Source organism: Paenibacillus sp. FSL K6-1096, assembly GCF_037977055.1.
Lineage (GTDB): Bacteria > Bacillota > Bacilli > Paenibacillales > Paenibacillaceae > Paenibacillus_AQ.
Genome location: NZ_CP150274.1, coordinates 1,307,074 through 1,328,681, shown reverse-complemented (window position 1 = coordinate 1,328,681; position 21,608 = coordinate 1,307,074). Strand labels below are relative to the sequence as shown.

Sequence of the window (21,608 nt, the reverse complement as noted above, 5' to 3'; positions counted from 1 at the left end):
ACGGGTAATGGATCAATACTAATCATAAGGTGTACGGGAGGAGAACGGGATGTTTGACAATGATTGGGATGAAGTGCTGCAGGAGGAGACAGAGAAGCCTTACTTCCAGGAGCTGCGTTATGCCCTGGCACGCGAGTACAAGCAGTACAAAGTATATCCGCCAAAGGACAAGCTGTTCTCGGCGCTGAAGCTGACGCCTTACAGCAAGACCCGGGTTGTTATATTGGGGCAGGACCCGTATCATGGCGCAGGACAGGCCCATGGCCTGAGCTTCTCGGTAGAGCCGGGCGTCAGGGTTCCGCCGTCACTGCGCAACATCTATACCGAACTACATAGTGATCTGGGCATCGCCATTCCGAACCACGGCTCGCTGCTGCACTGGGCGGAGGAAGGGGTGCTGATGCTCAATGCCGTGCTGACCGTGCGTGAGGGCCAGCCGAATTCGCATAAGGGACTGGGCTGGGAGACCTTCACCGATGCGATTATGGAGAAGCTGAATGAACGGACGGAGCCGATGGTGTTCATTCTCTGGGGCAGCCATGCCCAGCTCAAGGGGGCGGCGATTGACCGCCGCAGACATCTGGTGATCCAGTCTCCGCATCCCAGCCCGTTCTCGGCGCACCGCGGATTCCTGGGCAGCCAGCCCTTCTCCCGGGCTAATCAGTTTCTGGAGGAGCACGGGCTGAGAGGAATTGACTGGTCTATACCGAATGTATAAGTAGCACACACAGCGAGAGGAGCGGAGCCATGAAGCATTGGGTAGGCAGACCGGTCATTATGTACTGCGGGGAGCAGCCGTATACGATTATGAAAGGCGTTCTCCGCCGGTGGGACCCGGCCGCTTCGGTGGCTGTCATCGGGCATCAGGAGATTGCTGTTCCTTTTCGCGATATTGTATTCATCAAGGCCCTGGCTCCCAAGGAGAGGGCGCTGCCCCCGGTTCTCAATTCCATCGGATACATTATGCGCGCGCGCCAGCAGTTCGACAATGCTGTCTATTTCAAGTCAGCGGTTACGGTCTGGCGGGGCGATCAGCTTGTGGCATACAATACGGTCATCGTGGCGCATACCAAAGGCTCCGTGACGCTGCGGGACGGGCAGAATCTGGCCAAGGGCAGTCATATTTTTGTGGTCCGCTCCCTGCGGGGATAGGCCCATTACACAGCAAGGCGGGCAGGCCTCCAGATTGGAGACTTGCCCGCCTTCTTGCGTGCCGGAGGCTACACGTGATCATCCTTGCCGCGCTTGGATGTTAAATCCAGATCCGGGAGAGCATCGGGCATGGGGATAACCGGTTCCGTCCGCTCTGCGATAATAATCTCGTAGATGCGCAGGAACAGGATTTTGACAATCATATATACCGGTAGTGCAATGAGCACGCCGATCAGCCCGTAGAAATCGCCGCCAACGAGGACAAGCAGCACGGTCGTCAGCGGATGCACATCCAGCGACTTGCCGTAGATGATCGGGGACAGCACATTGTCCTGAATCTGCTGCGCGATCAGAATAATGACCAGCGACCAGATGGCCATCGTAGGGGATTCGATGAATCCTACGATTACAACCGGAACCGCTGCCAGCACGGAACCGATATACGGAATGAAATTCAGCGGAATAGAGATCACCGCCAGCAGAAGAGAGTAGGGCAGGCCAATCAGCAGGAAGCCGATATAGAGCAGGATGCCCAGTATCACATTCAGCAGAACGCGCGTCACGATGAAGCCGCTTAGGGCGCTGTCGATATCCTTCAACATCTCCTGACCCTCCTTGCGGTATTTCCGCGGAGCCAGACTTAACAGAATCGGGGACAGCTTGTGTCCATCCTTCAGCATGTAGTAGAGAATGATAGGCAAGGTAGCGATGAGAACCACAATATTGGAGACGACTGCAATCAGATTGGACATGGAGTTGGTCACCCAGGTGATGGCGTTGTTCACATACTCCGTGAGGCGTGTAGTCACATCACTCTCACCGCTGAAGAAGCGGGAGAACGTTGGATCATTCCGCAGCTGATTGAACTGGTTCTGAATTCCCTCTACCAGATATGGGGTATTCTCAATGAAATTCTGAATCTGCTCGCGCAGCGTCGGCCAGACCAGCATCCAGAACAGGACGAACAGCCCGGCGAAGACCAGGTAGATCAGCAGAACTGAGAGTCCGCGGTTCACCTTCCGGGTTCCCAGGTAATTGACAATCGGACGCAGCAGATAATACATGAAGCCGGACAGCATCATTGGTACCAGCAGCAGGTTAATTACAGATAAGACCGGTGTAACCAGGAAGGCAACCTTGGAGCCCAAGTACAGTATGGTCAAAAAAGCGATGATGGCCAGGCTTGTCCGGAAATACTTGCTATCCAGCACAGCAGCTCCCCCTTTCTCTATTAATATGTTTATGTATTCATCTCATTCTATCTTTATAACCGAAATAGAAGAGATTGATTCACTTCGCAGCGTGCAGCGCATTCCACCGGGTTCAAGCACGGGGCAGAGTGGTAATACCCCTGTAACAGGAGGGATGTCATATGCCTACATTGGTACTCGGGATCTTCGCACACCGGAGCGATGCCGCGCTGGCGATCAGCGAGCTGAAGGAGAAGGGAATTGCGGCGAAGCAGATCTCAGCGGTCACGAAGCAGAAAAATACACTGGAAATCATCACCCATGATACCGGAATCGGGGAGACAGAGAGCGGGGCGGGAAATGAGGGCTTGTTCGGGACAGCCCGTGCACTGGGAGTAGGCCTGGACATGATCGGCGACTCAGCCGTTGCCGCAGGTCCCGCTGCACGTAAGCTGGCTGGAGCCGATATAGAGGATGATAGTCTGGCGGTCAGCCTGATCGGGATGGGTATCCCGCCGGAAGACGCGGAAGACTATGCCAGACATGCCGATCTGGAGCATATTATTGTCATCGTGCTGCTTAAGGAGGAGAACTCACGCGGGAGCGTGGAAGAGGTTCTGGCCAGGCATGAGGCCTTGCCGCTTAACCCCGTATAGCACGATGCAGATGTGAGCAGCTTAGAGATAAGAGGGTTTATCGCGGCCGGCGGGATTTCCGTCTGGCTGCTTTTTTATATCTGGATTGAACGAACAGAGCCGGCCCCAGGCCCAGGCCCTCCCCTACCTGTCCTCCGGTTTCCTTGGTGACCTGCTTGGCCTTGACCAGGGACAGAAAAGCAAAGATTTCGCCCAAGGCGCCCAAGCCGGCAGCAATGATTGCATAATCCTCAGCACTTAGCTCCTCTGTCTCCACCGGTCCGCCGCTGCCAGCGCCTCCCCCGGCTATGCTGTTAGAACTGCCATTCCCATTGTTCCTGTTATAGGCCATCTCTTGTTCACCCGCTTTTCCCCATATGTACTATAAAATATGTCGCTCTTCACTAATATGAAATAGGCAATCGGGAGGTTATTTGCGGTTAAGGCTAACGGGCCGGTGCCAGGATAAGAAATAAGCAGGAAATGCTCTTTACAGTTCATGAAAACGCTGTTACAATCATAAATGAGCACAAATGAGCATAATCAGTCACAAATGATTCTTATTCAGTCAACGTTATTTCCAACTCAAACAGACGATGTGCATCGAGGAATCCCTTGCCGGGTGGCTGCACATCCTAAGGAGTGTGCTGCATGTTTGAAGAAGAACGCAAGCGGAAGATTCTGCAGTTCGTTGAGAAGCATACAAGAGCATCTGTACAGGAGCTAAGCCAGGAGCTGTCCGTATCTGAATCGACCATCCGCCGGGATCTCAAGGAGCTGGAAGAGGCGAGGCTGCTGAAGCGGACGCACGGCGGGGCGGTATCCCTGCAGAGCGTGAACTTTGAAGCGGCTGTTGCCGATAAGGAGGACCGGTTCCTGGAGGAGAAGCAGCGGATTGCACGCAAGGCTGTGGAGATGATCCAGGAAGGCGACGCCATCTTGCTGGACGGGGGAACCACTACGCTCCAGATTGCCCGCGAGCTGAGAGCGTTCCGTGATCTTAAGGTCATTACCAACTCGATTATGGCGCTTAATGAGCTTAAGGATTGCCGCCATATTGAGGTCTCGATGACCGGAGGCATGCTGCGGCCCGATACGATGGCCTTCGTCGGGCCGATGACCGAGCGCTCGCTTGACATGGTACGTGTTGACAAGGTCTTCCTCGGAACGAACGGACTCGATATCCGGGAAGGCATTACCACCCCGAATATGCTGGAGGCTGCCACCAAACGCAAGATGATTGCCGTTGCGAAGCAGACCATCCTGCTGGCTGACCACAGCAAGATCGGGCAGATCTCCTTCTGCAAGGTGGCGGACCTGCAGGAGTTGGACCATTGTATTCTCGATACCGCTACACCGGACAGCTTCCGGCGGCAGCTGGAGAAGTTGAATGTGGATTATACGCTCGTGTGAGGCTAAGAAGACAAACATGATAAATGAGGGATGAACAAATGATCTATACCGTGACGCTTAATCCGTCTGTCGACTATATCGTCGAGGTGGAGGAGCTTACACTGGGCGGATTGAACCGGATGAAGCGGGATATGAAGCTTCCCGGAGGGAAGGGGATCAATGTCTCCCGCGTGCTGAAGCAGCTAGGAGTAGACAGTACTGCGACCGGATTTCTTGGCGGATTCACCGGCGGCTATATTGAACAGTGGCTGCGGCAGGAAGGGATAGCCGGCAGCTTCGTTCAGATCGCGGACGATACCCGGATTAATATCAAGCTGAAGGCGGGCGAAGAGACGGAGATTAACGGAGCCGGGCCTGAGATTACCGATTCCGAGACCGCTGCTCTGCTGCAGAAGCTGGATGCTCTGAAGCCGGGGGACATTGTGGTCCTGTCCGGCAGCGCCCCGCCGTCGCTGGGCGGAGATATCTATGCCCGGCTAATTGCTGGATGCAAGCGCAAGGGGGCGGAGTTCGTCATTGATACTACAGGGCAGGCACTGAAGGCTGCACTCTCCGAGGGACCGCTGCTGATCAAGCCGAATCATCATGAGCTGGCAGAGCTGTTCGATACGGAGATCAGCACAAGAGAAGAGATTATTACCTACGGGCGCAAGCTGCTGGAGGGCGGCGCCAGGCATGTACTGGTGTCCATGGCCGGCGAAGGCGCGCTGTTCATTACGGAGCAGGGCGTCTACCATGCCAGCGCTCCGGCGGGTCAGGTGAAGAATTCAGTCGGGGCGGGAGATTCGATGATCGCCGGCTTCGTAGGCACCTTGTCGCTGACCGGGAATGCTCTGGAAGCCTTCCGGGCCGGGGTAGCCTCTGGAAGTGCGACGGCATTCTCCGATGATCTGGCAGACAGGGCAATGATCGAACAGCTCCGGCCGCTGGTTACGGTATCTCAGCTATAAAGAGAAAGTATAAGAAGTTCAAGTTAATCCGGGGAGTTGAGTTCTCATGAAAATTACAGATTTGATGATACAGGAAACGATGATTATGGAGCTGCGGGCGACAACGAAGGAAGAGGCGATCGACGAGCTGATCGCCAGCCTGGCCGACCATGGGCGCATCAGTGATGTGAAGCTGTTTAAAGAGAAGATTATGGACCGGGAAGCCCAGTCCAGCACAGGCATCGGCGGAGGGATTGCGATGCCCCACGCCAAGACGAAGGCTGTGAAGGAGGCAACGGTGGTATTCGCGAAGAGCAGCGCCGGCATCGACTTCGCTTCACTGGATGAAGCGCCGGCCCACTTGTTCTTCATGATTGCGGCTCCGGATGGAGCTGGAAATATGCACCTGCGAACCCTTGCTGCACTGTCCAGGCTGCTCATTGAAAGCGAATTCACCAACCAGCTGATGAATGCCAAGACTCCCGCCGAGGTAACCGCTTTGTTCGATACGAAGCAGGCAGAGGCGGAGGCCCAGGCTGAAGCGGAAGCGAAGACAGCCGCACCTAAGGCCGAACCGGCGAAGGTTATCACCGGCAATCCTGATTCAGAGAGCTTCGTAGTGGCGGTGACGGCATGTCCGACAGGCATTGCCCATACTTTCATGGCGGAGGATGCGCTGAAGAAGAAGGCTAAGGAGCTGGGCATTAACATCCGTGTCGAAACGAATGGCTCGGAGGGTGCACAGAATGTACTCACCGCTGATGAGATCGCCCGGGCCAGCGGCGTAATTGTCGCTGCGGACAAAAAGGTGGAGATGGAGCGCTTCAGCGGCAAGCCTGTCCTCCAGCGTCCGGTTAGCGACGGTATCCGCAAGCCGGAGGAGCTGATCCGGCTTGCATCCCGGGGAGAAGCGCCGGTCTACCGCGGCACCGGACGGAATGAAGATGGAGCAGCGCCTGCAAAGTCCGGCTCCGTAGGCAGCCAGATCTACAAGAACCTGATGAACGGTATCTCGCATATGCTGCCCTTCGTGGTCGGCGGCGGGATTCTGCTGGCGATTTCCTTCCTGATTGAGCAGGTAGCCAGTGTAGATAATCCGCTGGTGAAGCTGCTGCAGACGATCGGCGGCGGGGATGGAGCGTTCCACTTCCTAATTCCGATCCTGGCCGGATTCATCGCGATGAGCATCGGCGACCGTCCGGCGCTGATGCCCGGTATGGTCGGCGGTCTGATGGCCCTCAACTCCAACTCCGGCTTCCTCGGCGGACTGGCCGCAGGGTTCCTGGCCGGTTATGTTGTGATTCTGCTCCGCAGAGTTTTCTCGGGCCTGCCGCGCACACTTGACGGGCTGAAGCCGATTCTGCTCTATCCCGTCTTCAGTCTCCTGATTACAGGAAGCGTAATGTTCTTCCTCTTCGATCCGTTATTCAGCTGGATCAACGGCGGACTAACTGATGCTCTTAACAATCTGGGTACCGGCAACAAAGTTCTGCTTGGCCTCGTGCTTGGCGGTATGATGGCGATTGATATGGGTGGACCGTTCAATAAGGCAGCCTACACCTTCGCCATCGGGGTGTTCACTTCCAGCGGCAATACGAACGGGCTGATGATGGCCGCAGTTATGGCCGGTGGTATGGTGCCGCCGCTGGCGATTGCGCTCGCAACCTCCTTCTTCAAGAATAAATTCACAGAGACGGAGCGCAAATCCGGGCTCACCAACTATGTGCTGGGCTTGTCGTTCATTACCGAGGGAGCTATTCCGTTCGCTGCTGCTGACCCGCTGCGCGTGCTCACCTCCTGTATCATCGGCTCTGCCGTGGCCGGAGGACTGACCCAGCTGTGGAATATCAACGTTCCCGCACCGCATGGCGGGGTATTCGTTGCCTTCCTGTCCAGCAACGCTGCGCTGTTCCTTCTGGCGGTGCTGATCGGCTCGGTCATCTCCGGGCTGATGCTGGGGCTGTGGAAGAAGCCGGTAGATGTGAAGCTGTAAGCCTGATTGAATTGCCCAAGAAGCCGCCTGGCCGCAGAGATAAATCTGCTCCCGGGCGGCTTCTTTGTGTCTTAATCGGGCGGCCCCTCCATTTCGGTGTCGTATTTCGGTATAATTAGCAATACATATACAGAGAAGGCAAAGGAGAATGCGAAATGATTCTGCACAGAGGTGAAGTCTTGTTCCGGCAAGGCGACGGCGGCCAGAACCTGTACCGGGTGAAGAGCGGGCTGTTCAAAGTGACAAGACTGCATGAGAACGGGAATATGGTGCTGTTCAACCTGCTCTATCCGGGCGAGACGGTTCCGCATCATTCCCTCATTTCGCCGAAGGAGGCGCATGGAACCGCGGTGGCGATGATGAAAAGCGAGGTCGAGCTTATTCCGGCTGCGGAGTGGTACCGCGAGCTGCGGGAGAGCCCGGAGAAGGTGATGGAGGTCGCCCTGCTGCTGCAGGAGAAGGTGCGGTTCATGCAGACCCGGCTCGACCACCTCACCGTCGGCACTCCCGGGGAGCGCATGGCGCTATTGACCCGCTGGCTGAACGAATATTCTCATGGCGCACAGCTTACAGATTTGCTGACCCAGGAAGAGATCGGACAACTGATTGGTGTACGGCGTGAGACGGTCAACCGGCTGCTGCGGAATCCGGGCTGATTGCTTATTTTACATTAAAAGTGTTTAGCGCTGCCCCTCCGCGTGGTATAATCTATTCAGAAACTATCACACAAAAGAAAGGATCAGGATACCATGTGTCCCCGAAGGACGATTCCCCAAAGGACGATTTGGAAACGTTATGATCTGTCTTATACTTAGCTTCCCTGCAGAGTATGTGCGAACCGCCATGTAATGACGAGGCCGCCTCTGCGAGGGAAGGAGTATTGTATGCGAAGGAGTAACAGCAACACCTCCGGTTTAACCCGTCGTAGAGGCTGGTGGGACGTCTAGCCGCCATATACGATAAGGGGAGACCAAGTAATGAGGAAACAAGACAGTGGCAGGAATGTGCTGCTCCGGCTGGCGCTTATTTTGACCGGAACACTATTGCTTGCATTTACGTATTATCACATCAATTATCAGAACCAGCTGACCGAGGGCGGATTTGTAGGCTTATCGCTGCTCGGCAAGTATATTCTAGGCATTTCACCATCACTGACCATTCTGATTCTGGACATTCCGGTACTGATCATCGCGATGATCTTCAAGGGACGGTCATTTGTGGTAAAAACCTTCATCTCTGTAGTGGCCTTCACGGTATTCTACGGGCTGATGGAGCGTTATTCCGGCTTAGTGTTCAATCTGCAGGATAACCTGCCGGTTGCGGCACTGTTGTCCGGTGTACTGACCGGTCTCGGAGCGGGAATGGTCCTGCTGGGCGGCGGGGCGAGCGGCGGGGATGATATTCTGTCGCTGCTGATCAGTGAATGGAAAGGCATTAAGGTAGGCACCGTATTCATCCTGATGGATGTCAGTGTACTGGCGTTATCACTATTCTATATGCCGGTAAGGGAGACCTTGTACACCGTGATGGCTGTGGTTGTGGCGGGTTATGTGATCACCTTCACCACTTCTCTCGGCAGACGGAAGCTGGTCCAGGCACCGAAGATCCAGACGGCATTGGCCAAGACCCAGGATGGACCGGTGAAAATGAACAACGCAGTATGAACCCTGCAGCGGCGGGGATAACGAAAGGTCAGCGGACGGAAGTCCGGCTGGTCTTTTTTTTAGGGGAAAATGTGGGGACCGTCTGTGGCGGATACGCGGGTGTGCGGTCCGGATGTATGCGAAAAAAGCGAACACAATGGACGTGGCGGAGGCGTGCGGGCGAAATGTATGCGAAAAAGTGAACACAATTGGACTGGAAGCGCCACGGAGGCCGGATGTATGCGAAAAACCGAACACAATTGGACTGTGCGCGCCGCGTAGGCCGAATGTAATCGAAAAAGCGAATACATTGGCCGGGGCAGCGGAGTTTGGGCCAAATTGTATGAGAGATGCGGGGAATTGGGGTGCTGTTCAGTTCTTCACCGCCGACAGCAGCAGGAACATCGGACGCCGGGTCTCCTCCTGCCAGGCCGGATTCTGCTCCAGCATCTGCGGGGTCGGCTGCAGCTCGGAGATGCGTTTCAAGCTGAAGCCGGATTCCAGCAGTGTATTGATATAAGTCGCAGTGGTCCGGTGGTATTTAGCAACCTCATGGCCGAGAAAATGTGCCTGCCGCAGCCCTTCCAGATGATAGCTGTCCACGGGCCAATGCTGCTTCTCCCCCTCGGGGCCGTAGTGCCAGTCCTGCGCCGCCAGTGCGGTGAAAATCGGATGCTCCACCGAGAAGACGAACGCTCCGCCGGGCTTCAGGCAATGTTCCACCTGCCGGCAGAGACTGCTGAAATCCTCAATATAGTGGATCGCCAGCGAGCTGAGGACGGTATCGAACTGCCCCGCACTGAAGGCGGCATCTTCCATAGCAAGCCTGCGGTACTCAATTCCGGGATCATCTGTCATTACGCGGGCACGCTCCAGCATATTCGCCGACAGATCGATGCCCAGGACAGAAGCAGCCCCCTGCTCCCGGGCATACCGGCAATGCCAGCCGAACCCGCAGCCGAGATCCAGCACCCGCTTGCCCTGAAGATCCGGCAGCAGAGAGCGGAACTCCTGCCATTCCCCGGCAGCCTCAAGCCCCCCGGTAGAGCGCGGCATCACGCTGTAATTCGCAAAAAAACTGGCCTCGTCATACTTGTTCTCCTTCATAGCAGTCCCTCCACATGGACGTTCCCGTCCAGCTGTTTGCTGCTAGTATACCGTATTTCAGCTTTGTTAGCTGCTCCGGTAACGGATAATCAGCAGGACAAGCAAAAAAACCGCCGCCCCTAAGAAGGGACGGCGGGTTCACCCGGCAGGCATCTGCCCGGGTCTAGGACTGCTTCAATTGGATAAGCTGCTCCAGCAACTGCTGCGTGTCCGCCACAGGAAATGCTTCCTGCAGCACCTCGATAACGGTCTGCCGCGCCTGGTCCACCTTGCTCTGACCGATCGGAGTCAGGGACGTATAGATGCTTCTGCGGTCCTCCTCGCAGGACTTGCGCTCAAGCGCTCCGCAGCCCTTGGCCTCGAAACGGCTGACGAGCCGGGACATAGCGCTTTGGCTCAGCCCGACCATGGATTCCAGCTGCAGCAGCTTCAGCTTTTTCTCGGGAGCTTCGGACAGAAACAACAATACATAGAACTCCTTGAGTGATAGCTGATAGTTCTCGGTCAGCTTCGCTTCAAGGGCTGCGGCTACATTCATCTGTATATGAGAGAGAGACAACCAGCTGGTTATCAGGTCATTGGCAGGGGGGATCGTCATGTCTTTCATCCTTCCGTTGCATAGCTGTGATGAATATTAATTGTTATACAGTATACCACCCGCAAGAAGTGAAGGACACCCTGGCCCAGGCTGCTGACAAGCTGTCCTTAACGCGGGAACCCTAATTTATACTGCTTAGGAACGTCTGCGTCTTTGCCCAGCTTCACACCAGCCTCCAGTGTCCAGTAAGGGTTACGGAGCATTCCCCGGCCAACCGCCACCAAGTCAGCTTCCTCATTGCCTATTACTGCATCGGCTAATACGGCTTCATCCAACCGGCCCACAGCAATGACCGGCACATTCAGCTCCTGCTTGATTGTTCTTGCCAGTGATACTTGATAGGCCGCCTGAGTGCCTGGTCCGCCCTCTGCGCCAACCGGTCCCTCACCGCCTGAACTGATATGGAAAATATCCGCTCCAGCTTCCTTATAAGCTCTGCTGATCTCCAGACTCTCGCGGATGCCGTATCCGCCTTCCACATACTCCCGGGCCGAAATCCGCATGATCAGCGGCATGTCCTCCGGCATAACGCTTTTGGCGGCAGAGATAACCTCCCGGCCGAACAAGGTCCGATCCTGGCCGTACTCATCTGTCCGCTTGTTGGTCAGCGGCGAATGGAACTGGTGAATCAGATACCCATGGGCACCATGCAGTTCAATGGTATCGAACCCGGCCTGGACAGCCCGTTGCACGCTCCGCTTGAATTTCTGAACCATCTCCTTCACTTCCTCTGTCGTCAGCGCATGGGGAGTCTTGGAGTTGCTGTCATAAGGAATGGCGGAAGAAGAGACAGGAAGCTTGGCATCCTCTGCCTTGCGCCCGGCATGGGCAATCTGAATTCCGATCTTGGCACCATGGGCGTGGCTGGCTTCAACAATCCGCGCCAGCGCCGGGATCTGATCATCTGACCAGAGGCCCAGATCATAATCTGTAATACGGCCATCAGGTTCAACGTCGGTCATCTCGACAATGATCAGTCCGGTGCCGCCGACCGCACGGCTGACATAGTGGTTGTAATGCCAGTCTGTGGCGATTCCATCTTTATTGGCAACTGAATACTGGCACATGGGCGGCATGACTACCCGGTTCTTCAGTTTCAGGCTTTTATACGTATAAGGCGTGAACAGATCATTCATTGGGGGCTCGCTCCTTCATTATGGCTGGGATTGGCACGCGGCAGATTAAGAGAGAATGAAGCTAATCCGCAAATTAAATGCATGCACATGCATGTAATTATAGATTGTGAATTTCGGCCTGTCAACCTGAATCATTACTTTATGCATTTATTGCAAGTGATCTGCAAGTTTCAGAAATGGCTGCGCGAGTTTACAGTTATTATAATGAAAACAATAAAGGGGGTTAACGATGGAGCTGCTGACCATTATCAAAGCAATCATCCTGGGTATTGTCGAAGGGCTGACGGAATTTGCTCCGGTATCCTCAACGGGCCATATGATCATCGTGGATGATATGTGGCTGAAATCGCAGGAATTCCTCGGCAAGTACACAGCCAACACGTTCAAGGTTGTGATCCAGTTAGGCTCGATACTCGCCGTAGTGATTATTTTCCGCAACCGGTTCATTGACCTGCTGGGACTCCGTAAGCTCAGCCGTAAGGAAATGGCGGTGGTGCCGGAAGGGCAGCCGCAGGTGGTTACAGAGGGAAAGCTTAAGCTGACTCATATCATTGTGGGTCTGCTCCCGGCCGGTGTGTTCGGGTTCCTGCTGGAGGACTACATCGATGAGCATCTGTTCTCCACTTCAACCGTGCTGATCGGTCTTGTCGTTGGAGCGCTATTCATGATCTGTGCGGACCGTTTCGCTCCCCGCAAGGCCAGAACCGAGAGTATCGACCAGATTACATATAGACAGGCGCTATCGGTCGGTCTGATTCAATGTGTCTCCCTCTGGCCGGGCTTCTCGCGGTCCGGTTCGACGATCTCCGGGGGAGTGCTGCTGGGCATGAGCCACCGGGCGGCAGCCGATTTCACCTTCATCATGGCCGTGCCGATTATGGCCGGAGCAAGCCTGATCTCCCTGCTGAAGAACTGGCAGTATTTCACGCTGGACGCCTTGCCGTTCTTCATTGCGGGCTTCATTAGCGCCTTCGTATTTGCACTCATATCCATGCGTTTCTTCCTGAAGCTGATCAACCGGATCAAGCTGCTGCCCTTTGCCATTTACCGGATTGTACTTGCGGGCGTGGTCTATCTGGTCTGGTTCTGAAAAGGGTAGGGCTGCACAAGCTCAAGCTGCTTCTCATTCGTGAGGGGCAGCTTTTTTGGCGTTCTGCTATAGGGAATCTGTATAGCGGAAATCGCCGGAATCTGTTGCCCGCCGCCGGGGGAGTCCAGTAAGATGGCATCAGAATTCGTACACAGAGGAGTGGACTTAATGAGCAAAGGAATCATAACAAGCAGTCTCGGGTATCCGAGAATCGGCAAGAACCGTGAATGGAAGAAACTGCTGGAGTCATACTGGGCCGGCAAAACCGATGAGCAGAGCTTCCGCTCGCAGATGGAGGAGATCCAGCTTCAGCATCTGCAGACTCAGCAGCAGGCAGGGGTTGAGCTGATTCCGGTGGGAGACTTCACCTTCTATGACCATGTGCTGGATACCGCTGTAATGTTCGGAATTGTGCCTGAACGCTATGGGTATAAGGGCGGCGACATTCCGCTGGAGCTCTATTTCGCCATGGCCCGCGGCAACGCTGCAGCTACAGCCTGCGAGATGACCAAATGGTTCAATACCAATTACCACTACATCGTTCCCGAGATCGGCGGTGTGACACCAACGCTGACTGCGAACAAGCCGCTGGCCGCCTACCGGTTCGCCAAGGAGCGGGCAGGCATTGAAGGCAAGCCTGTTATAGTCGGATTGTATACCTTCCTGAAGCTGTCCAAAGGCTTCCCGGCAGCAGAAACCAACGAGGTTGCCGAGCGTTTCCTCCCGCTGTATGTGCAGGTGCTGCAGGAGCTGCAGGCGGAAGGGGTAGCCTGGGTGCAGATCGATGAGCCGGCTATCGTTACCGGCCTGACCGCAGAGGATACCGCGCTGCTGAAGCGCATATACAGTGAGATTAGCGCCGCTGTCCCTGGATTGAAGCTTATGCTGCAGACCTATTTCGAGGCGGCGGAGCCGCTTGAAGCGCTGCTGGTGCTGCCTGTGCAGGGCTTGGGCCTTGACTTCGTCCATGACGGAGGCAAGAATCTGGAGTCGGTTACCCGCCTCGGCTGGCCGCAGGATAAGACGCTTGGCGCAGGGATTCTCGATGGACGCAACATCTGGCGGGCTGACCTGGATGCGAAGCTGGCGCTGGTTGCTGAATTGCAGAAAATTGTGCCTCAAGGTAAGCTGATTCTCCAGCCATCCTCCAGCCTGCTGCATGTTCCGGTAACGGTAGAAGGGGAAGCCAAGCTGAAGGCACCAGTCAAGCAAGCCTTGGCATTTGCCAATGAAAAGCTGGCAGAGCTGGTGCTGATTGCAGCCGCTGCGAACGAAGGAGCGGAGCAGTACGCTGCTGAGCTGGCCCGCAGCCGCGAGGCACTGGCAGAGTTCCGTGCGCTGCCGGAACGCAGCCGCACCGATGTGGCAGAGCAGGTGCGCGCACTGGCCGCGCTGCCGGATTACCGCAGTCTGCCCTTTGCCGAGCGCGTGAAGGTGCAGCAGGAGAAATGGCGTCTGCCGCTGCTGCCGACGACGACCATCGGCAGCTTCCCGCAGACGGCTGAGGTGCGCCAGGCCCGGCTGAAATGGCGCAAGGGAGTCTGGAACCAGGAGCGCTATGACGGGTTCATCAAACGGCAGATTGCTGAGGCCATTACAATTCAGGAGGAGCTTGGTCTCGATGTACTGGTGCATGGAGAGTTCGAGCGTACGGATATGGTGGAATTCTTCGGGGAGAAGCTGGCCGGTTATCTCTTCACATCAGGCGGCTGGGTGCAATCGTATGGCTCACGCTGCGTGAAGCCGCCGGTCATTTACGCCGATGTTGCTTTCACCGAGCCGATGACCGTCAAAGAAAGCGTATATGCCCAGTCGCTGACTAAGCTGCCGGTGAAGGGGATGCTGACCGGTCCGGTAACGATTCTCAACTGGTCCTTTGTCCGTGACGATCTCAGCCGCGAAGCGGTCGCGGGACAGATCGCTTTGGCCCTCCGCCATGAAGTATCCGCCCTGGAAGCCGCAGGCATCGAGATGATCCAGGTGGATGAGCCGGCGATCCGCGAAGGGCTGCCGCTGAAGGCAAGAGACCATGCCCATTATCTGAACTGGGCGGTGAAGTCCTTCCGCACTGCCACGAATCATGTCAAGGCGACTACACAGGTGCATACGCATATGTGCTACAGTGAATTCAATGACATGATTGAGTCGATCTCGGCGATGGATGCGGATGTGATCTCGATTGAGACCTCACGCAGTCATGGAGAGCTGATCGTCAGCTTCGAGGAGCAGGAATACGACAAGGGGATTGGCCTTGGTGTCTATGATATCCATAGCCCGCGTGTACCTGTTGTAGAGGAAATGACCTCAGCCATTGAACGGGCACTGCGCGTACTGGAGGTGCAGCAATTCTGGATTAATCCGGACTGCGGACTGAAGACACGCGGCTGGGAGGAGACGATAGCAGCCCTGCGTAATATGGTGAAGGCTGCGGAGCTTGTCAGAGAGAAGAGCGGGGCAGTCAGCCAATAAAACACTTGATAATAATTCTCATTCTTGCTAGAATGAGAAAAGAAAGAAGGAACCGTGGAGGGCCCCTTCATTCACTTAATAAGTCATTTATTATTTTCTTTCGAAGGTTTTGCAGTCTGTTTCTTCAGCTTCTGTAGGCTGCTTGGAGCTGTGGTAAGCAACAAAGATGGACTCGGCGTTGCATTTGTTCTCTTCAGCCCAGTAGGTACAGGAATTTACTGCACACAATACGTCTTTTGCCATGAGGTTCACCTCCTCTAACCGTTGATGGCCACAACCATCCGTCAAGAACTGAATACAGCTTCCGGTACAAGGTGGAGCTTGTCCGGACAGTGCCTGCCCTTATTCGAGTCGAATAAGGGTATTTGGTGTGGTTTTTTAGCTAAATCAACATTATTGTAACAAATGAATACCCATTTCGCAAACAGGCCAACCGCAGCAGCACGGTTCTGTTGATTATTTTTCCAGGTGACTGCAACCTTCCAGCTTCTGGAACGTCAGAGGGATAAGCGCGGATGAGACCTACAGAGATAACGGCCGTCCGCCGTGAAAGCCCGAACCTTCGGAGCGAGGACCATAACAATGATTTGGAGGAATGAACATGCGCAAATGGGGTCTGCATTATTTATTGTGTATATTTATTACGGCGGTTGTTCTGGCAGGCTGCAGCTCGGCAAATGAAGACTCGGGGGCAGACCGGGCAGTGGAGAATGCCTTCACCTCTGAAGCGAAGACCGAAGGATCATCCGCCAGCCTTCCTGATTCTAAGGTAGCGGAAAAGAATGACAGCACCAGTAACAACGCGGCTGCGGCCAATGATCCGGCTGCCCAGCAAGGGAGCGGCTCTGATGCGGCTGCGGGAAGTCCTGAGACCGCGCAGACACCGGCGGGGTTCACCGGAACTGATGTCGTGGCGGGCCTGAACAAGAAGCTGATCTACAAGGCTAACCTCACTATGGAGGTTGCCGATTACGGGGCTGCACAGACTGAAGTACGCAATATGGTTACGCTGGCCGGCGGATACATTATTGAATTCTCGGAGAGCATGTCTGAATATGAGAAGGGCGGAACCTTTGTGATGAAGGTGCCTGCGTCGGGCTTCTCACCTTTCCTGAATAATCTGGAGAAGGTTAAGCATGAGGAGCTGCAGCGGAGCATTCAGGGGCAGGATGTGTCAGAGGAGTACGTCGATCTGGAGTCGCGCCTCAAGGCGAAGCAGCTGATGGAGACCCAATACATTGATTTCATGAAAAAAGCGACCAAACCGGCAGATCTCGTCCAGTTCGCCAACCAGCTCGGTGAGATCCAGGAATCTATTGAACAGATTAAGGGCAGAATGCGCTATATTGACCAGAATGTCGCCTTCTCGACGGTAGAGCTTCGTCTGTACGAGACACAGGAGAGCCTGGCCGCTACCAAAAGCAAGGCACAGGGACCGCTGGGAGCACGGGCCTCCGAAGCGCTGCAAGGCAGCATGAAGGCCTTATCCGTTATGTTCCAGTGGCTGGTGGTTATACTGGCAGCTGCACTTCCCGTGCTCATCATCGCTGCTGTGGTTGGGGCAATTGTATTCTGGTTACGCCGAGTGATGAAGCGGCGTCAACCGGCGCAGCCGGACCGGATTCGTCCGGGCAACCGTCTGCCGGAAGCAGATGTACAGTACCCTGCCGATCCTCTTCCGCCGCCTGCGGCTCCGGCTGCTCCGGCGGATAACCCGGACCAAGACAATAAATAGACAGCAAGAAGCCTCCAGTCCCGGATTCCAGGGCTGGAGGCTTCTTGTTGCTGCTGGTTCTCAGACCGTCTGGAAAAGAACGCGGTACTCGCCGTACCCTTCCTTCTCCAGGTCTTCCTTGGGAACAAAGCGGAGCGCTGCCGAATTGATGCAGTAGCGCAGCCCGTTCGCCCCGGGCCCATCGTTGAAGACATGGCCGAGATGGGAGTCGGCTGAGGTGCTGCGCACCTCGGTACGGACCATCATATGGCTGAGGTCAGTTTTCTCCTTCACGGCAATGTCCCGGATCGGCCGGGTGAAGCTAGGCCAGCCGCAGCCGGAATCGTATTTATCCTGTGAGCTGAACAGAGGTTCACCGGAGACGATATCCACATAGATTCCGTCCCCGTGATGATCCCAGAATTCATTGCGGAACGGAGACTCGGTGGCGCTGTTCTGGGTCACTTCATATTGCAGCGGAGTCAGGCGGGCCTTCAGACTCTGCGGGTCCTCCTTGTGGGTCCAGTGGGCTTCAATGAACGCTTCCCGCCCGGAGCCCTTGCGGTAACGCTTGTAATGCCCTGGATTCTTGCGGTGGTAGCCCTGATGATACTCCTCGGCCGGGTAGAAGGGCTTGGCCGGAAGAATCGGGGTCACAATCGGCGCGGAGAAGCGCCCGCTGGCCGCAAGCGCAGCCTTGGATGCTTCAGCCTGCTCCCGCTGCTCCTCGGAATGAGTGAAGATGGCCGTTCCATAAGAGGTGCCGCGGTCATGGAATTGTCCTCCGGCATCCGTAGGATCAATCTGCTGCCAGAACAGCTCCAGCAGCTTGCTGTATGGGAAGATATCCGGATTGAAGGTAATCTGCACGGCCTCCACATGTCCTGTGGTCTCTGAACAGACCTCCTCGTAGGTCGGATTAACGGTATGTCCGCCTGTATACCCGGAGACCACCTCAATAATCCCGGGAAGCTCTTCAAACGGGGATACCATGCACCAGAAGCATCCGCCGGCAAAGGTAGCCTTTTCGGTCTTGGCGTTTATAGAATCAGCTTGAAATTCACTCATCGTTATCCCTCCATTTGCGAAAATGCAATTAAATAGATCACAATTTAATTATAAATCAAATGAAGTCTTCCCGCCAGTTCGCCCGGACTTCAGCGGCCGGAAGAAGAGCGCGGGCGCAGGGAGAAGGCGGCAATAGCCAGCACGGCAGCATATACAAGGACGGCAATCACCGCACTTCGCGGATGCTGGAGCATCTGTCCGCCGAGGAAGGCGTAGAGGGCGATGCCGGGGACTTTGCCCAGGGCCGTTGCACTGAGGTAGCTCCAGAAGGGCAGTTCGGCAGCACCGGCATAGATATTCACAGCCATCTGCGGAATGACAGGCGCCAGCCGGGCAAGAACAACCGAAGCAAAGGGACGCTGCTGCACAGCGGAGGTGAACCTCTCCAGCACCGGGATCGAGCTAAGATAAGCGATGGACTGCTCCCGGAACATATACTTGACGCAGCCGTATACTAATGCAGCCGCGATCGTGGTGGCCGTCCAGCACAGAAGCGCTCCGCCCAGGCTTCCGTACGCATACCCGAACAGGCCGATGATCAGCTTGTAAGGCAGCACAGGCAGCAGGGCCAGGACTGTTGCAGCCAGCAGCGACAGGTACAGGTTGTGATCTTTTTTGAGCCAGGACAGGATCTCTTCCTTGTAAATAAATGCGAGTATGATACACAAAATATACACAATTACGGTCAGCCATTTTCTCATATACTATGCCCCTTCTTCACGCCATCCATTTCATGATACTCAAAAAAAAGTGATTATTGAAGCAAAGATCATTGTCCCGGCGGTCTGGGACGGTATAATACATCTAAGAGGCTCAGCAGAGAGGAGAACAGCATGGAGGATTACGATTACAGCAAGTCTATGGAAGAGAGAATTATTGAGAGCTACAAGCGGGATGAGGAGATGATGATCCTGGTCTTTGCCCAGTGGTGTGTGAATAACAGGCTGGACCCGCACGCCCTGTATCTGCAGGCCTATCCGCAGCAGGAGGGGAATCAGGCGCTTAGCCGGGCGCTGGCGTTAACCGTATCGGAGGAAGAGGCCGGATTCATCTCGGATGATACGGTGCTGGGCGTGCTCTCCCTGTACGGCAACGATGATTTGGCCTATGTGGTGACAGAGGCTATACAGCAGCGCGGGCAGGTGGAAGGCACCAAGGATTGACAACGGGGATATAATAGTTATGGTTAATGAACTTTTTTATGGTAAACGATGTTCATTCCGGATTAAATGTGGTAAAATTATATATACTAACTTATCGTAAGCTTCATGAGTGAGAGGTGATAATAATGGAAGAACAGCAACTGACGATGTGCCCGCGGTTTGAAACTGCCTTCTCGTTTCTGGGCAAGCGTTGGAATGGACTGATTATCCAGACATTGATGAGCGGCCCGAAGCGGTTCAAGGACATTTCCGGGCTGATTCCGTCAATGAGCGATAAGATGCTGTCCGAGCGAATGAAGGATCTTGAATGCGAAGGCATTCTGGTCCGCCACGTCTACCCGGAGACACCGGTCCGCATCGAGTATGAACTAACAGTCAAGGGCCGCGCCCTGGAGCCGGTTATGCAGCAGATTCAATCCTGGGCCGAGAACTGGGTCGAGTAATCCGCTCCCTTTCTCGGATGTCAGCCCCTTGCCGCTATGCGGTGAGGGGTTCTTCATCGTTGGGCAGTGCAGGTATAACGGGTATCTAATCCAGCACATAATAACAGCATACGAAGTAATAATATCCCATGCTGAGTCAAATAAATCTTGCACTTCGGCCAAACCAGTGTAATATAATAGAACAAACTAATATTCCGGATGAGTGGAAGCGTTAACAAAAGTGGGAAAAGCCCAGAGGTCTGCTTCAGGTGCAAGTTTTGTCACAGTGAGTTCAGGATGGAACGCTAACAAAACTTTTAGGAGGCGAGGATCATGACCATCACCCTGTTTTCCCGGGAAATAACCTATGGAAAGAAGGATGTCGCCGAGCTGGAGACCGCATCGATCAGAGTACAGCTGTTATATGACAAGGTGCTGTTCATGCTTCATAGCCATCTGCCGGCTTCGCTGTGGGATGCGTGGATTGGTGTCCCTTATGAGATCATCTCTTCACTATACAAAGGGGATAATGACAGCGGCAGCGTGTTTCAGAAATGGATTCAGAGCCCGTCCGGCTGGAAGTGCATCGGCTGTGAACGGCATTGCCTGGAGCCGGTTACGGTTGAAGGGGATGACTCTGCCGCCCCGCAGCGCCGGTTCACCTTTCACAACGGAATCAGCCAGAGCATGGTGCTGCAGGCAGTAATCTGGTCCATGTATGAGAATACGCTGCTGTTTGAGCCTTATCTGGGGGACGAGGCTTTCTTAAGCGTAGAGGATCTGGAGCTGATTGCTGCCTATTTCGTGCCTACTTATCTGACCCCGGCCCCGCTGCTGGAAATGAACAAGCCGGCCAAAGAGTATAAAGACAAGAAGATCCGGGTCTATCAGGAATGGATCTCGGCCCCTGATCTGGTGCTGCAATGGAACGGGGGGCTGACTGAAGGCAGGTGGATGACGGGGGTGTATGTGGATCATTCACGTTTTGCCGGGCTGGGTCCCTATCTTAAGGATGCTCAGGGCAAACGGACTTACATGCAGGCGACAGTTCAGTAGGTCAGGTTGAGGCTTCCCCCATCAAAAGTGCTGCTGCCTACAGGGGTGAATCCCTGCAGCAGCGGCACTTCTCCCTGCGTTACTCCGCCCGGTTGTTCCTCCGTCTGATCAAATACACAGTGCTTAAGATAACCAGTCCTGCCGCTACGGCAATGACCAGAATGATTGGTCCGTTCGCGCCTCCGTCAGCTGCTGATTGAACGGATGGATTCACGAATGTCACAATAATGATACAGGCCGCCACCACTATAGCCAGCAACGCACCCAATACGCCCCGCCCGTTCGCTCCGCTCTGCCCTCCGCCCGGTCCCACATACGCACCGCTCCAGATCAGCCGTACCAGATAAGAACCCACACCAAGCATGAAAATTGTGTAATTGCTTAATGGATACTTCAGCCATACAATCCCGTAATTCTCCAGACCCATGTCCGCCAGAAGCAAGAACGCCATTAGTAGAAAAGCCTGATTCCCCGCCTTATGCCGTTTCTGCAATTGTCTCTCATCCAGATTAGTTCTGCCCATCGTTCGTTCCCTCCCAAAAAAGTTCATCTAGCGTCTTCCCGAGTGTTAAGCAAATGTCAATACATAACCGGATCGTGGGATTGTAGTCACCGTTCTCGATGGCAATAATCGTCTGCCTGGTCACTCCCACAGCGTCGGCCAGCTGCTTCTGCGACATGTCTTTTGCCGCCCTGGAGGCTTTGAGCCTCAGATTCTTTCCCATTCCCTCACCTCACCCATAGTGTAAAATATATAAAACAAAATGTCTAGTATATTTTACATTTAGGCTTAAAGATTGAGATTTCTTGTTCATTAAAATTTGTTATAT

At 54.7% G+C, this 21,608-nt stretch carries 23 protein-coding genes and 1 pseudogene; 14 read left to right on the top strand and 10 right to left on the bottom strand.

Annotated features, from left to right (window positions below; all coding sequences use genetic code 11):
• Positions 1 to 49 precede the first annotated feature (49 nt).
• Positions 50 to 718, top strand: a complete 669-nt coding sequence (gene ung / locus MHI24_RS06090; protein ID WP_340024682.1) for a uracil-DNA glycosylase — start codon at positions 50 to 52, stop codon at positions 716 to 718.
• Between the two features lie 29 nt (positions 719 to 747).
• Entirely contained in the window at positions 748 to 1,152 is a 405-nt protein-coding gene (locus MHI24_RS06085; RefSeq protein ID WP_340024681.1) for a hypothetical protein, read from the top strand.
• A gap of 68 nt (positions 1,153 to 1,220) precedes the next feature.
• Here MHI24_RS06085 and MHI24_RS06080 read toward each other — a convergent pair whose 3' ends face one another.
• Positions 1,221 to 2,363 carry an AI-2E family transporter gene (locus tag MHI24_RS06080; RefSeq protein ID WP_340024680.1) on the bottom strand — a complete coding sequence of 381 codons (1,143 nt, stop codon included), beginning with the start codon at positions 2,361 to 2,363 and terminating at the stop codon, positions 1,221 to 1,223.
• Between the two features lie 161 nt (positions 2,364 to 2,524).
• Between MHI24_RS06080 and MHI24_RS06075 the strand changes: the two genes are divergently transcribed.
• The gene (locus tag MHI24_RS06075) at positions 2,525 to 2,998 is read left to right on the top strand and encodes a general stress protein (RefSeq protein ID WP_340024679.1); all 474 of its coding nucleotides are present in this window, start codon (positions 2,525 to 2,527) and stop codon (positions 2,996 to 2,998) included.
• 37 nt (positions 2,999 to 3,035) lie between these two features.
• Here MHI24_RS06075 and MHI24_RS06070 read toward each other — a convergent pair whose 3' ends face one another.
• Positions 3,036 to 3,329 (bottom strand): hypothetical protein, encoded by a 294-nt coding sequence (locus MHI24_RS06070; protein WP_340024678.1) that lies wholly within the window; start codon positions 3,327 to 3,329, stop codon positions 3,036 to 3,038.
• 299 nt (positions 3,330 to 3,628) lie between these two features.
• On the opposite strand from MHI24_RS06070, the gene MHI24_RS06065 reads away from it, so the two are divergent.
• The 5 genes from MHI24_RS06065 to MHI24_RS06045 all read left to right on the top strand — a co-directional run bounded on the left by MHI24_RS06065 (position 3,629) and on the right by MHI24_RS06045 (position 8,976).
• Complete coding sequence (locus MHI24_RS06065; protein ID WP_340024677.1) at positions 3,629 to 4,390, top strand: DeoR/GlpR family DNA-binding transcription regulator; 762 nt, start codon at positions 3,629 to 3,631, stop codon at positions 4,388 to 4,390.
• A gap of 38 nt (positions 4,391 to 4,428) precedes the next feature.
• Positions 4,429 to 5,340, top strand: coding sequence for a 1-phosphofructokinase (gene pfkB, locus MHI24_RS06060; RefSeq protein ID WP_340024676.1), 912 nt, complete (start codon positions 4,429 to 4,431; stop codon positions 5,338 to 5,340).
• 46 nt (positions 5,341 to 5,386) lie between these two features.
• The gene (locus MHI24_RS06055; protein WP_340024675.1) at positions 5,387 to 7,312 is read left to right on the top strand and encodes a fructose-specific PTS transporter subunit EIIC; all 1,926 of its coding nucleotides are present in this window, start codon (positions 5,387 to 5,389) and stop codon (positions 7,310 to 7,312) included.
• A 155-nt stretch (positions 7,313 to 7,467) separates the two neighbouring features.
• On the top strand, positions 7,468 to 7,968 hold the full coding sequence (locus MHI24_RS06050; RefSeq protein ID WP_340024674.1) for a Crp/Fnr family transcriptional regulator: 501 nt from the start codon (positions 7,468 to 7,470) through the stop codon (positions 7,966 to 7,968).
• Between the two features lie 321 nt (positions 7,969 to 8,289).
• Positions 8,290 to 8,976, top strand: a complete 687-nt coding sequence (locus tag MHI24_RS06045) for a YitT family protein (protein WP_340024672.1) — start codon at positions 8,290 to 8,292, stop codon at positions 8,974 to 8,976.
• 351 nt (positions 8,977 to 9,327) lie between these two features.
• Here the strand turns inward: MHI24_RS06045 and MHI24_RS06040 are convergent, their stop codons facing one another.
• The 3 genes from MHI24_RS06040 to MHI24_RS06030 all read right to left on the bottom strand — a co-directional run bounded on the left by MHI24_RS06040 (position 9,328) and on the right by MHI24_RS06030 (position 11,796).
• A complete protein-coding gene (locus tag MHI24_RS06040) occupies positions 9,328 to 10,062 on the bottom strand; it encodes a class I SAM-dependent methyltransferase (RefSeq protein WP_340024671.1) in 735 nt (244 codons plus the stop codon).
• Between the two features lie 163 nt (positions 10,063 to 10,225).
• Positions 10,226 to 10,660: a MarR family transcriptional regulator gene (locus tag MHI24_RS06035; protein WP_340024670.1), complete on the bottom strand. Its 435-nt coding sequence runs from the start codon at positions 10,658 to 10,660 to the stop codon at positions 10,226 to 10,228.
• Between the two features lie 107 nt (positions 10,661 to 10,767).
• Positions 10,768 to 11,796: an NADH:flavin oxidoreductase/NADH oxidase gene (locus MHI24_RS06030; protein WP_340024669.1), complete on the bottom strand. Its 1,029-nt coding sequence runs from the start codon at positions 11,794 to 11,796 to the stop codon at positions 10,768 to 10,770.
• 229 nt (positions 11,797 to 12,025) lie between these two features.
• Between MHI24_RS06030 and MHI24_RS06025 the strand changes: the two genes are divergently transcribed.
• Both MHI24_RS06025 and metE read left to right on the top strand, forming a co-directional pair.
• Complete coding sequence (locus MHI24_RS06025; RefSeq protein WP_340024668.1) at positions 12,026 to 12,886, top strand: undecaprenyl-diphosphate phosphatase; 861 nt, start codon at positions 12,026 to 12,028, stop codon at positions 12,884 to 12,886.
• Between the two features lie 168 nt (positions 12,887 to 13,054).
• Positions 13,055 to 15,386: pseudogene (gene metE / locus MHI24_RS06020) on the top strand (5-methyltetrahydropteroyltriglutamate--homocysteine S-methyltransferase).
• Between the two features lie 59 nt (positions 15,387 to 15,445).
• On the opposite strand, the gene MHI24_RS06015 reads toward metE, so the two are convergent.
• Positions 15,446 to 15,598: a DUF1540 domain-containing protein gene (locus tag MHI24_RS06015; protein WP_238650251.1), complete on the bottom strand. Its 153-nt coding sequence runs from the start codon at positions 15,596 to 15,598 to the stop codon at positions 15,446 to 15,448.
• Positions 15,599 to 15,956: 358 nt separating this feature from the next.
• Between MHI24_RS06015 and MHI24_RS06010 the strand changes: the two genes are divergently transcribed.
• Entirely contained in the window at positions 15,957 to 17,090 is a 1,134-nt protein-coding gene (locus tag MHI24_RS06010) for a DUF4349 domain-containing protein (RefSeq protein WP_340024666.1), read from the top strand.
• Positions 17,091 to 17,150: 60 nt separating this feature from the next.
• Here the strand turns inward: MHI24_RS06010 and msrA are convergent, their stop codons facing one another.
• Together msrA and MHI24_RS06000 are read right to left on the bottom strand one after the other, a co-directional pair.
• The gene (gene msrA, locus MHI24_RS06005) at positions 17,151 to 18,137 is read right to left on the bottom strand and encodes a peptide-methionine (S)-S-oxide reductase MsrA (RefSeq protein ID WP_340024665.1); all 987 of its coding nucleotides are present in this window, start codon (positions 18,135 to 18,137) and stop codon (positions 17,151 to 17,153) included.
• A gap of 89 nt (positions 18,138 to 18,226) precedes the next feature.
• On the bottom strand, positions 18,227 to 18,838 hold the full coding sequence (locus MHI24_RS06000; RefSeq protein ID WP_340024664.1) for a VTT domain-containing protein: 612 nt from the start codon (positions 18,836 to 18,838) through the stop codon (positions 18,227 to 18,229).
• Between the two features lie 132 nt (positions 18,839 to 18,970).
• Here MHI24_RS06000 and MHI24_RS05995 point away from each other — a divergent pair, with 132 nt between their 5' ends.
• From MHI24_RS05995 to MHI24_RS05985, 3 genes are all read left to right on the top strand, one after another.
• Positions 18,971 to 19,300, top strand: a complete 330-nt coding sequence (locus MHI24_RS05995; protein WP_340024663.1) for a hypothetical protein — start codon at positions 18,971 to 18,973, stop codon at positions 19,298 to 19,300.
• Between the two features lie 125 nt (positions 19,301 to 19,425).
• Positions 19,426 to 19,743, top strand: a complete 318-nt coding sequence (locus MHI24_RS05990; RefSeq protein ID WP_340024662.1) for a helix-turn-helix domain-containing protein — start codon at positions 19,426 to 19,428, stop codon at positions 19,741 to 19,743.
• 312 nt (positions 19,744 to 20,055) lie between these two features.
• Complete coding sequence (locus tag MHI24_RS05985; protein ID WP_340024660.1) at positions 20,056 to 20,778, top strand: hypothetical protein; 723 nt, start codon at positions 20,056 to 20,058, stop codon at positions 20,776 to 20,778.
• A 79-nt stretch (positions 20,779 to 20,857) separates the two neighbouring features.
• Here MHI24_RS05985 and MHI24_RS05980 read toward each other — a convergent pair whose 3' ends face one another.
• On the bottom strand, positions 20,858 to 21,301 hold the full coding sequence (locus tag MHI24_RS05980; RefSeq protein ID WP_340024659.1) for a hypothetical protein: 444 nt from the start codon (positions 21,299 to 21,301) through the stop codon (positions 20,858 to 20,860).
• Positions 21,288 to 21,503 (bottom strand): helix-turn-helix transcriptional regulator, encoded by a 216-nt coding sequence (locus tag MHI24_RS05975; protein ID WP_340024658.1) that lies wholly within the window; start codon positions 21,501 to 21,503, stop codon positions 21,288 to 21,290. The genes MHI24_RS05980 and MHI24_RS05975 overlap by 14 nt, the downstream gene beginning before the upstream one ends.
• Between the last annotated feature and the right edge of the window lie 105 nt (positions 21,504 to 21,608).

What these genes read in the sequence shown, in the direction of transcription:
- MHI24_RS06010 (WP_340024666.1), top strand. Translation starts at nt 15,957, where the DNA reads ATGCGCAAATGGGGTCTGCATTATTTATTGTGTATATTTATTACGGCG.
- MHI24_RS06025 (WP_340024668.1), top strand. Translation starts at nt 12,026, where the DNA reads ATGGAGCTGCTGACCATTATCAAAGCAATCATCCTGGGTATTGTCGAA.
- MHI24_RS06055 (WP_340024675.1), top strand. Translation starts at nt 5,387, where the DNA reads ATGAAAATTACAGATTTGATGATACAGGAAACGATGATTATGGAGCTG.
- MHI24_RS06075 (WP_340024679.1), top strand. Translation starts at nt 2,525, where the DNA reads ATGCCTACATTGGTACTCGGGATCTTCGCACACCGGAGCGATGCCGCG.
- MHI24_RS05980 (WP_340024659.1), bottom strand. Translation starts at nt 21,301, where the DNA reads ATGGGCAGAACTAATCTGGATGAGAGACAATTGCAGAAACGGCATAAG.
- MHI24_RS05975 (WP_340024658.1), bottom strand. Translation starts at nt 21,503, where the DNA reads ATGGGAAAGAATCTGAGGCTCAAAGCCTCCAGGGCGGCAAAAGACATG.
- MHI24_RS06050 (WP_340024674.1), top strand. Translation starts at nt 7,468, where the DNA reads ATGATTCTGCACAGAGGTGAAGTCTTGTTCCGGCAAGGCGACGGCGGC.
- MHI24_RS05995 (WP_340024663.1), top strand. Translation starts at nt 18,971, where the DNA reads ATGGAGGATTACGATTACAGCAAGTCTATGGAAGAGAGAATTATTGAG.
- MHI24_RS05985 (WP_340024660.1), top strand. Translation starts at nt 20,056, where the DNA reads ATGACCATCACCCTGTTTTCCCGGGAAATAACCTATGGAAAGAAGGAT.
- MHI24_RS06045 (WP_340024672.1), top strand. Translation starts at nt 8,290, where the DNA reads ATGAGGAAACAAGACAGTGGCAGGAATGTGCTGCTCCGGCTGGCGCTT.
- msrA (WP_340024665.1), bottom strand. Translation starts at nt 18,137, where the DNA reads ATGAGTGAATTTCAAGCTGATTCTATAAACGCCAAGACCGAAAAGGCT.
- MHI24_RS06065 (WP_340024677.1), top strand. Translation starts at nt 3,629, where the DNA reads ATGTTTGAAGAAGAACGCAAGCGGAAGATTCTGCAGTTCGTTGAGAAG.
- MHI24_RS05990 (WP_340024662.1), top strand. Translation starts at nt 19,426, where the DNA reads ATGGAAGAACAGCAACTGACGATGTGCCCGCGGTTTGAAACTGCCTTC.
- MHI24_RS06015 (WP_238650251.1), bottom strand. Translation starts at nt 15,598, where the DNA reads ATGGCAAAAGACGTATTGTGTGCAGTAAATTCCTGTACCTACTGGGCT.
- MHI24_RS06035 (WP_340024670.1), bottom strand. Translation starts at nt 10,660, where the DNA reads ATGACGATCCCCCCTGCCAATGACCTGATAACCAGCTGGTTGTCTCTC.
- MHI24_RS06085 (WP_340024681.1), top strand. Translation starts at nt 748, where the DNA reads ATGAAGCATTGGGTAGGCAGACCGGTCATTATGTACTGCGGGGAGCAG.
- MHI24_RS06030 (WP_340024669.1), bottom strand. Translation starts at nt 11,796, where the DNA reads ATGAATGATCTGTTCACGCCTTATACGTATAAAAGCCTGAAACTGAAG.
- ung (WP_340024682.1), top strand. Translation starts at nt 50, where the DNA reads ATGTTTGACAATGATTGGGATGAAGTGCTGCAGGAGGAGACAGAGAAG.
- MHI24_RS06040 (WP_340024671.1), bottom strand. Translation starts at nt 10,062, where the DNA reads ATGAAGGAGAACAAGTATGACGAGGCCAGTTTTTTTGCGAATTACAGC.
- pfkB (WP_340024676.1), top strand. Translation starts at nt 4,429, where the DNA reads ATGATCTATACCGTGACGCTTAATCCGTCTGTCGACTATATCGTCGAG.
- MHI24_RS06070 (WP_340024678.1), bottom strand. Translation starts at nt 3,329, where the DNA reads ATGGCCTATAACAGGAACAATGGGAATGGCAGTTCTAACAGCATAGCC.
- MHI24_RS06000 (WP_340024664.1), bottom strand. Translation starts at nt 18,838, where the DNA reads ATGAGAAAATGGCTGACCGTAATTGTGTATATTTTGTGTATCATACTC.